The following is a 9,014-nucleotide window of genomic DNA, read 5'->3' as shown; positions in this document are numbered from 1 at the left end:
AACAGCGAAGGTGCTATCAAAGTTGATAGTGCCTTTTTTGTCGTTAAAAATCATTTTGCGCTTTGGATGAAGAGAGAGATGGTGCGTATGGTACAAAACAAAGGAAAAGAGAATACGAATTATATACGTGGAAGGGACTTTATTAATCTTCCATCAATGGAAGGATGTAGAGTACTTACGGGAGAGGAAAGCCTTAATAATAAGATTCAAGGAGCGAATGTTATTGAAGTTCCCGATATTATTGATTGGCTACGGCCTGCAGATGTATTAATTACAACAGCATTTCCATTTCGAGATGACCTAAGCCAGTTGGTGAATCTGCTGGAACAATTTGCAGAGAAAGGCATCGCAGGAATTGCAATTAAGCCAAAACGTTATATTGATACGATTACAAAGGACATGATTGATAAGGCAAATGAAGTTGGGATTTTTGTAATAGAACTACATGCCAATGCCGTGTTCTCGGATATTGTGTTTGAAACCATTCAGGCAATTTCCTATAAATCAATGAATACCTATTGGAAAGTACAAGAGCAGACAGATCGATTACTATCTGAACTTAGTAATACAACAACAATAGAGGATATGTTAACAACATTGTGCAAAGAACTGAAACGAAATCTAATGATTGTGGATAACTCTTATAAAAAAATATATGCAAAAGAGTATTGGAATACTACAGATAATGAGGAAAAGAAACAAGGGTATTGGAATCAACAATCTTATGAAAAACAGGAATACAGTGAGAATGAGATAGAGGAGTTGCTTGTTTTAGCAAGAGATAATATAGAAACAAAGAAGTATTACATCATTCCCTTTTATCAAAAAGAAAACCACAGTATCTATATGTTAATCCATCAGGAAAAGCAAGCACTATCAACAATTGAAAGAAAAGTAATAGAGAATATTATACCAATCATTTCATTACAGATTCGAAATAGTAACCTCCTAAAAAAACAGTTGAATCAATATAGAGACAGATTTTTGTTAGACTGGTTAAAGGGAGCAATCATTGATAAGCTTGACATCGTTTTATTTGCAAAGGAATTTGGAATCTCGTTAAATGCAGAAGGAAAATACCAAGTTGCTATTGTATCGTTTCGAGGAAAAGAAAATGATAAGACAATAAAGGAACAGATGAGCCGAATGCAGTATCATTTTTATCGATTAAAAGTCAAATTTTTAATAGCGGTAGATGGTGGAGAGGTAATTATCATTATGGAGTCAACTCAAGAGGAAGTGCCGCAGATAGTTCTGCAAAAATTATTGCAGGAGTTGAGAATAGAACTTGGCGAAAACTTGGTAGTAATATTAAGTAATCCACAGCCAATTAATCTAGTATCTGTTGCATATCGAGAGGTGAAAAAGATGAAAGAGATTAGTTTTAAGTGTAGGGTAAAGGGTGATATTATACGGTATTCAGACCTTGGAATATATACGATACTATCGCTTATTCCAAACCATCCAGAAGTACATAGTTATATTAAGCGGTTTGTAGAACCGATACGGGAATATGATGTGAAGAATAATACAAAATTATTAGAGACATTAATTACTTATTATGAGCTTGGTGGAAATGCGAAAGAGGCAAGTAAACATCTATATATTCATTATAATACGATGATGTATCGATTGGATAAAGTAAAAAATATATTGGAAATAGATATTGACCATGTAGAGACAAAATTACAATTGCAGATTGCATTAAAGCTGGATGCAATAGAATATAAGGAGAATGCAAATGGAAGAAATAATTAGCAAACAACAACCCATAGTAGAAACTTCAAATTTGACAATCCAGTTTGGAGACTTTGTAGCAAATAAGGCAATCAATATAGCGTTTTACGAAGGTTCAATCCATGCAATTGTAGGTGAAAATGGAGCAGGGAAATCAACATTGATGAAGATGCTCTATGGAGTCTATAAACCAACGGAGGGATTTATCAAGATAAAAGGAAAGAAAGTTTCATTGAAACCCTCAAGGGCAATTGCGGCTGGAATAGGTATGGTTTTCCAAGATTTTCGCTTAATACCAGCATTTACGGCATTAGAAAATATACGATTGGCATTGCCGAAAGAGAGGCAGAAAGAGAAAGTAGGCGAATTACGAAAGAAGATACTAGAAATCTCGAATACATATAAGATTCCAATTGACCCGGATATGTATGTATGGGAAATGGATTTAGGGCAGAGACAAAGGGTAGAAATCATAAAGGTAATGCTTATGGGTGATATGAGAGTATTGATTTTTGATGAACCGACAAGTGTATTAACCCATCATGAAGCGGAAGCATTTATAGAGATGTTAAAGATTCTTAGAGAAAATGGATTATCCATTGTATTAATCACACATAAGTTGCATGAAGTAATGGCTTGTTCTGATATTATCAGTATTTTGCGTCAAGGGCAAATAACGCAGACGGTTAGACGAGAAGATGGATTTGATAAAGACCGATTAATCGCACAGATGATGGGAGAAGAGGAACTAAATATAGAATTTCATGATGCACTTAATAAGAAACCTTGCAAGGAAGAAGGGGTTGCACTTACATGCAAAAACTTAACTGTAGTTGATGAGCAAGGTCGTAAGATTATCAAGGATATCAATTTGGAGTTAAGGCAGGGAGAAATTCTAGGAGTTGCAGGAATCTCTGGCAGAGGTCAGAAAGAACTACTAGAAACGCTATTCGGAGTTAGAAAGGCTTATAGTGGAAGTCTTATTATGAATGAGAAAGAGATGGTCCATGCTACCGTGGGAGAACGAATCAAGGAAGGAATTGCGTTGATATCGGAAGATCCCAAAAGAGACAATGTTGTCCCAGGCATGAGTATACTAGAACATTTTCCTTTAGCAGGAGTGGAGATGAAGAAAACAATAGCAGGAGTTGACTGGAGGACAATATCATCAGAAGTTGAGCAGACAAAGGAATTGAAAGAGTTAAGAGTTCCAGAGGTACAACGCATGATGGGAACGCTATCAGGTGGTAATATTCAAAGAGCTGTACTTGCTAGAGCACTTATGAAGAAACCGAAAGTACTACTTGCGAGTTATCCAAGTAGAGGGCTAGATGTAGGTACGGTGTCAATGGTGCATCATTCTCTTGTTCGATTGAGAAACGAAGGAGCATCGGTATTATTGGTATCCGAAGATTTAGAGGAGATATTCAAAGTATCAGATCGAATTATAGTAGTAGCAGATAGGAAAGTATTGGGAAAATATAATCCTCAAGAAATTACACCACTAGAGATAGGTGAACGAATGATTGGAGGGAAAGCAAAGTGAAACAAGTAAGTAAAGGTGTAGCACCTATATTGGCAGTATTAGTAGTATTTGCAATATTTCTTATAACACAAGGCGTGAATCCAATTGAAATCTATACAAGTATGATTACATCATCTCTCACAAATAGTTATGGAATTGGAGAGGTCATTATTAAATCAACACCACTTATCTTAGTTGCAGTTGCGACCTCAATATCAGCAAAGGCGGGACTAGTCAATGTTGGAGGAGAGGGACAACTTGTAATTGGCGCATTGTTTGCAACATATACAGCAGTATTTTTCGTTGGAGATATGCCAAGTATAATAGGTTTACTCTGTATGGCATTAGCAGGTATGTTAGGTGGTTTATGTTGGAGTGGAATTGCAGCGATATTAAGAGTAAAAGCAAATATGAATGAAACAATTACAACCGTTATTATGAACTATATTGCATATTTGGTTGTAAGTGTAGCGGTATATGGGAAGTTAAAAGATCCAGATGCATTTAGCTATCCCATGTCACCAAAGATTGCAGATAGCCTAAAGCTTCCTACAATCACAGGTAAGGTTAGTATTGGAATTATGATAGCACTAGTAGTGGCAGTTGGAGCTTGGTATGTTCTTAAAAAGACATCAATAGGTTATCAGTTACGTGTAATTGGAGGAAATACGCAGGCTGCAATTCATGCAGGGTATAAAGTTAAGAAAGTACAGTTTTGTGCAATGCTTGTATCAGGAGCAATAGCAGGGCTTGCAGGTATGATTGAGATTTCAGCAGTAGAAGGAAGATTACGAACAACAACGGGTACAAACTATGGATATTATGGATTTTTGGCAGCATGGATGGCATGGAATAATCCGTTAGCAGCAATTATTACTTCGTTAGTAATCGGGTTTCTATCAGTGGCTGGCAATGTACTTGAGATTAACAGTGGGCTTCCATCAGCATCTACACAGATTCTTATGGCAATGGTACTACTTGCGATTCTTTGGAAGGGAAAGGGGGAGAAGAAATGATGTTAGAAACATTATTTTCTGGTGCAGTTGCATCGGGAACGTCAGTATTGTATGGAATATTAGGTGAAACGGTTACAGAACGTGTTGGTGTTATTAACTTAGGAACAGAAGGTTGTATGATTGTTGGAGCATTAGCAGCTTATGCGGTTGCATACCAGACAGGTTCACCAATACTTGGTGTTGTTTTTGCAATGATTGCAGGTGGTTGTATGGCAGCACTTCACGCATACTTAGTACTTTCAAGAAAGTCGAATCAACTAGCAACAGGGTTGGCAATTATGTTCTTGGGATTAGGGCTAACTGCATTCTTTGGTAGAGATTATGTTAGTGCGGCAGTTGAGGGATTTAAAAAGATAGAGATTCCTCTATTAAGTAAGATTCCTATTATAGGGCAAGCATTGTTTCATCAGGACTTACTCACCTATCTATCCTATATCCTCTGTCCATTCTTATGTTATCTCTTGTATAAGACACGATTTGGATTAAAACTTAGGGCAACTGGAGAAGACGTATCTGTTGTGTATTCTTATGGAACAAACCCGAAGCGAATGGCGTATATTGGCGTAATTTTAGGAGGTATGATAACAGGAATTGGAGGAGCGCAATTAGCAATTGCCTATACGCATACATGGACAGATGGAATGACAAATGGTAGGGGAATTATTGCAACAGCATTAGTAGTTCTCGCAGCATACAACCCAGGAAAAGCAGTAATAGGAGCATATATATTTGGCGGGGCGCAAGCGTTGCAGTCCATATTACAGGAAAAAGGCGTTGAAATATCGCCATTTATCTTGATGATGTTACCATATGTAATTACATTGGTCGCATTATTCATATCATCAAGAAAGAAATATCAACCGATGCCAAATGAACTGAAAAAGATTATTGAGAGTTCATCTAACTCGTAAATATATAGTTTTGATAACAAAAAAGGAGAGAGAAAATTATGAAAAAGAAAATGAACAAATTAGTAGCATTAGGTTTATGCCTCACAATGGTTTTGTCGAGTGTAGGTTGTAGTAGTAAAGCAGATAATAGTAAGGCGAACAAGGATTCAGCGAACAGCGAGTCAGCAAGTGGTTCAGAAACAAAAGAGCAAACAGTAAGTTCCGATAAGAAAGTTAAAGTTGGTTTTATCTTTGTTGGTTCTAAGAGTGACTATGGTTATAATCAAGCAGCTTATGAGGGTAGTGTGGCAGTCGAAGAGTATTTTGGTGATAAAGTTGAAGTAATTCGTTCGGAGAATATTCCAGAGACGGCAGAGGCATCTCGTGTTTTGGAGCAAATGATTCAGCAAGGAGCTGAAGTGTTATTCCCAACATCATATGGACATCTTGAGCCGGCAATGGAAGTTGCAGCGGAGTATCCAGATAAAGTTTTTTATCATCAAGGGGGATTGCAGACATCAGAGAACCTTGGTACTTACTTTGGAACAGTATGGGAAAGTTTCTATCTATCGGGTATAGCAGCCGGAAGCTGTACGAAGACAAATAAACTTGGATTTGTTGCATCATTTCCAATTCCACAAGTGTTAGACAATATCAATGCATTTCAATTAGGAGCACAATCCGTAAATCCAGAGGTAACAACAACCGTAATTTTTACTGGTGACTGGTCTGACCCAGCTTTACAAACAAGTGCAGCAAACACATTAATTGATGGTGGTATCGATGTAATTTCTCAACATCAGGATAGTACGAAAACAATCGTTGAAATATGTGAGAATGCAGGAATCTATACAACTGGTAATCATGTTGATGCTTCCGAACTTGCCTCAAATGCGTGGTTGACAGGAGCAGTATGGAACTGGGGTCCTCTATTTATCGATATGACACAAACAGCGTTAGATGAAAAATTTGATGGAAGTATCTACGATGGAAAATATCGTGGAGGATTGAAAGAGGGCGTTATCGATATCGCTCCATTTGGAAAGAGTGTACCAGAAGATGTGCAGGCACTAATTCTTGAAACAAAAGAAAAAATGATTTCTGGTGAAATCTATGCATTTGAAGGCGAAATTCGTAAACAGGATGGAAGTATTCTCGTTAAGGAAGGAGAAAGACTTACTCTCGATGAAGTAGAATCTATGGACTACTTTGTAGAAGGCGTAATTGGAAGTATTAAGTAACTATAAATTAGTAAGAAGATATGCAGCTAGTTTAATAAATTAGCTGCATAGGAAAAAGAAAGGACAGATATTATGTATATAGAAGCAAACCCATATAAATGGCCATATAACGGTGAGTTACGAGCAGATAACACAGCTCTTATAATAATTGATATGCAGACGGATTTCTGTGGTGAAGGTGGATATGTTGATGCAATGGGATATGACATATCACTTACACAAAGGGCAATTGAACCAATTAAAGAACTTCTTGAAGTGGCAAGAACAATAGAAGGATTAACAATTATTCATACAAGAGAAGGGCACAAACCGGATTTATCTGATTTACCAGAGAATAAACGTTGGAGGAGTGCTAATATTGGTGCAGAAATCGGACAAGCAGGCCCGAAAGGAAGAATATTAGTGCGTGGAGAAAAAGGTTGGGATATTATTCCTGAACTATATCCGAGGGAAGGCGAAATTATAATTGATAAGCCGGGAAAAGGAAGTTTTTGTGCAACCGATTTAGAATTAATCCTTAGAAACAAGAGAATTGAAAATATTATTCTTACGGGAATTACAACAGATGTTTGTGTACATACAACAATGCGTGAGGCAAATGATCGTGGCTTCGAATGTCTGATTTTAGAAGACTGTACAGGGGCTACCGATTATGAAAATCATTTGGCAGCACTCAAGATGGTAACAATGCAAGGTGGTGTATTTGGTGCAGTTTCTGATTCGCAGAAAGTGATACAAGTACTAGAGGCATTATAATTCGGGGGTTGAGAGAACATGAAAATTAGATTTCCAGAAAGAATAAGCATTTCATGGCTGAAGAAACAGTATGAAAATGAAGGTGTGACACCAAATCAAGTAATCGACGAGTTATTAGACAGAAGAGAAAAGAATAAAGAATATAATATTTGGATTACAGCGTTAGATAGAGAAACAATTAAAAAGTATGTTGATAAATTAGAATATATGGATAGGAGTCTGCCGTTATGGGGAATTCCATTTGCGATAAAAGATAATATTGATTTGGAAGGGATTGAAACAACGGCAGCTTGTCCCGCATATGCCTATAAAGCGAAAGAAAATGCAACGGTTGTAGAACGTTTGCTTGCAGCAGGTGCAATTCCAATGGGAAAGACAAATCTGGATCAGTTTGCAACGGGATTAGTTGGTACAAGAAGTCCGTATGGAGAGACTCATAACAGTATAAAGCAGGAATTGATAAGTGGAGGATCTAGTTCGGGTTCGGCAGTAAGTGTGGCACTTGGTGAAGTTGTGTTTGCACTGGGAACAGATACTGCCGGTTCAGGAAGAGTGCCTGCTGCCTTGAATAACATAGTAGGATACAAGTCAAGTATTGGAGCATGGTCAAAATATGGTTTAGTACCAGCTTGTGCAAGTATTGACTGCATAACTGTATTTTCTAGTACAATGGAAGATGCCTATAAGATTGATGACGTTGTTCGTGGCAAAGATGATAACGATGAATGGAGCTTGGATTTAAAAAGACCAGAAGCAAGATTACCAAAGAAAATATTACTTCCAGATAAGCAACCTAAATTTTATGGTGTGTACAAGGAAGCCTATGAAGTAGCGTGGGAGAAGACAGTAAAGCGAGTAAAAGAGTTGGGAATTACAATAGAATATGTGGATTGCAAAATATTTTCAGATAGTGCAAGTATCTTATATGATGGACCGTGGGTGGCAGAACGATGGGCAGATTTGCGTGAATTTGTTCTTGCTCATAGTGAAGATATCTTCCCAGTTACAAAAGGAATTCTTGAGTGCGCATGTAAGGAAGAGTATGATGCTGCATCCGTGTTTACAGCGATGCATAAATTACAACAATATAAAAGTATCTCGGAGGAGCTAATGCAGGATGCAATTCTTGTTATGCCGACTTGTGGGGGAACATACACAAGAGAAGAGGTGCGAGAGAATCCGATTATGACAAATAGTAATATGGGGTTATATACAAATCACTGCAACTTGCTCAATATGGCAGCAATTGCGATACCGTCAGATTTTGCAACACCAGATGTGCCATTTGGCATTACTGCATTCTCTTTAGCAAATGCGGAGGACTATTTGAAAGGTTTTGCATTTGCATTTGAAGATACAGAAACAATGAAAATTGCAGTATGTGGTCTTCATATGAAAGGTTTTTGTTTGGAACATCAACTTACTGAGTTAGGAGCAAGATATAATCGAATTTCAAAAACTGCACCATATTATAAGATGTATATGATGAACTCAAACCCTAAGAAACCTGTTTTAGTAAAAGATAATGAAGGTGGCGAGTTAGAAGTTGAAATTTGGGATATTCCAGTAAATCAATTTGGCAAGTTTATAGCGAAAGTTCCAGCACCACTTGCATTAGGAAAGATTCAATTAGAAGATGGAAGTGAAGTAATCGGCTTTATTGGACAGATGTCTCAACAGTTAGGAGAAGATATCACTTTGTATGGTGGTTGGAGATATGTAGTATAAATTCGATTGGTTTAAAAGAACAAGAATGGAAAGATAAACTAGCGAGGATATCCGAATAGATTGCTTCTCTATCGGAGAATATATGAATAGGTTGAAAAATTTGTAACTATTTATCTAAGCA

Annotated in this window: 7 protein-coding genes; all 7 read left to right on the top strand. The window is 37.2% G+C overall.

The window, feature by feature from the left end:
- Positions 1-1,758: PucR family transcriptional regulator (locus RMR19_RS21430; protein ID WP_310605548.1), on the top strand; the 1,758-nt coding region annotated here is incomplete at its 5' end.
- A complete protein-coding gene (locus tag RMR19_RS21425; protein WP_310605547.1) occupies positions 1,742-3,283 on the top strand; it encodes an ABC transporter ATP-binding protein in 1,542 nt (513 codons plus the stop codon). The genes RMR19_RS21430 and RMR19_RS21425, both read left to right, overlap by 17 nt.
- On the top strand, positions 3,280-4,278 hold the full coding sequence (locus tag RMR19_RS21420) for an ABC transporter permease (protein ID WP_310605546.1): 999 nt from the start codon (positions 3,280-3,282) through the stop codon (positions 4,276-4,278). Before RMR19_RS21425 ends, RMR19_RS21420 begins: the two co-directional genes overlap by 4 nt.
- The gene (locus tag RMR19_RS21415; RefSeq protein ID WP_310605545.1) at positions 4,275-5,189 is read left to right on the top strand and encodes an ABC transporter permease; all 915 of its coding nucleotides are present in this window, start codon (positions 4,275-4,277) and stop codon (positions 5,187-5,189) included. The genes RMR19_RS21420 and RMR19_RS21415 overlap by 4 nt, the downstream gene beginning before the upstream one ends.
- Positions 5,190-5,227: 38 nt before the next feature.
- The gene (locus RMR19_RS21410; RefSeq protein WP_310605544.1) at positions 5,228-6,409 is read left to right on the top strand and encodes a BMP family ABC transporter substrate-binding protein; all 1,182 of its coding nucleotides are present in this window, start codon (positions 5,228-5,230) and stop codon (positions 6,407-6,409) included.
- 72 nt (positions 6,410-6,481) lie between these two features.
- A complete protein-coding gene (biuH, locus tag RMR19_RS21405; RefSeq protein ID WP_310605543.1) occupies positions 6,482-7,165 on the top strand; it encodes a biuret amidohydrolase in 684 nt (227 codons plus the stop codon).
- An 18-nt stretch (positions 7,166-7,183) separates the two neighbouring features.
- Positions 7,184-8,893 (top strand): allophanate hydrolase, encoded by a 1,710-nt coding sequence (locus tag RMR19_RS21400; protein WP_310605542.1) that lies wholly within the window; start codon positions 7,184-7,186, stop codon positions 8,891-8,893.
- Positions 8,894-9,014 lie beyond the last annotated feature (121 nt).

The sequence above is a fragment of the Anaerosporobacter sp. genome (assembly GCF_031551385.1).
In the GTDB taxonomy this organism is placed as follows: domain Bacteria; phylum Bacillota; class Clostridia; order Lachnospirales; family Lachnospiraceae; genus Anaerosporobacter.
Note: the sequence above shows the minus strand (reverse complement) of the source record. Positions and strands in the feature narration are given on the sequence as shown.

Excerpts from the sequence above, each read along its gene's own strand:
- RMR19_RS21425 (WP_310605547.1), top strand. The coding sequence starts at position 1,742 with ATGGAAGAAATAATTAGCAAACAACAACCCATAGTAGAAACTTCAAAT.
- RMR19_RS21415 (WP_310605545.1), top strand. The coding sequence starts at position 4,275 with ATGATGTTAGAAACATTATTTTCTGGTGCAGTTGCATCGGGAACGTCA.
- RMR19_RS21410 (WP_310605544.1), top strand. The coding sequence starts at position 5,228 with ATGAAAAAGAAAATGAACAAATTAGTAGCATTAGGTTTATGCCTCACA.
- biuH (WP_310605543.1), top strand. The coding sequence starts at position 6,482 with ATGTATATAGAAGCAAACCCATATAAATGGCCATATAACGGTGAGTTA.
- RMR19_RS21400 (WP_310605542.1), top strand. The coding sequence starts at position 7,184 with ATGAAAATTAGATTTCCAGAAAGAATAAGCATTTCATGGCTGAAGAAA.